This window comes from Streptococcus mitis (assembly GCF_946190155.1).
GTDB classification, from domain to species: domain Bacteria; phylum Bacillota; class Bacilli; order Lactobacillales; family Streptococcaceae; genus Streptococcus; species Streptococcus mitis_CL.
The window spans coordinates 1-269 of record NZ_CAMHZL010000048.1 but is presented as its reverse complement, the minus strand read 5'-3'; the positions used below and the strand labels follow the sequence as shown (position 1 = coordinate 269).

The window sequence follows — 269 nt, the reverse complement described above, 5'->3', positions numbered from 1 at the left end:
CGACTCAGCGGCTGATACAGTGGTCTAGCTCGATATTCATGCAGCATATTTGGCTCAAGCGCCATTTGATAACCATAGACTGCGAGATGACCTGTATAGCGACTGCGAATTTCTTTGAGCAAGGCTTCTGTATCGCCACTATGATCGACAATTAACCAGGTGTTATCTGCGGATTTCAGGCTATTCAAGCGGCTGAACAGATCCAGAATAGATTGTGCTTCGGTATGTTGAACCTGATAGTTTTCAAGATAATGGCGTAGGATATTTGC

1 protein-coding gene is annotated in these 269 nt (G+C 44.6%); it reads right to left on the bottom strand.

Translation table 11 applies throughout. From position 1 onward, the window contains the following. Nucleotides 1–269, bottom strand: a 269-nt coding sequence (locus N8O80_RS09540; RefSeq protein WP_261028121.1) for a hypothetical protein, incomplete at both ends; no start/stop codon positions are given.